Source organism: Photobacterium sp. R1, assembly GCF_054600795.1.
Genome location: NZ_BAAHZP010000582.1, coordinates 1 through 269, shown reverse-complemented (window position 1 = coordinate 269; position 269 = coordinate 1). Strand labels below are relative to the sequence as shown.

Sequence of the window (269 nt, the reverse complement as noted above, 5' to 3'; positions counted from 1 at the left end):
CAGGAGTTTGACGAGCGTGCCGAACTGGCCCCGCGGGACGTCGTTGCCCGTGCGATCGACTATGAGATGAAGCGACTGGGTGCAGATTGCATGTATCTGGATATCAGCCATAAGCCCGCTGATTTTGTGACCAAGCACTTTCCGACCATCTACGAGAAACTGCTCGGCTACGGTATCGACATTACCAAAGATGCCATTCCCGTCGTCCCGGCCGCCCACTATACCTGCGGCGGAGTCATGGTCGACAGGCAAGGACAAACAGACCTGAG

At 56.5% G+C, this 269-nt stretch carries 1 protein-coding gene; it reads left to right on the top strand.

Annotated features, from left to right (window positions below; genetic code table 11):
* Window positions 1–269, top strand: a 269-nt coding sequence (locus ACYP03_RS26370) for an FAD-binding protein (protein WP_459782719.1), incomplete at both ends; no start/stop codon positions are given.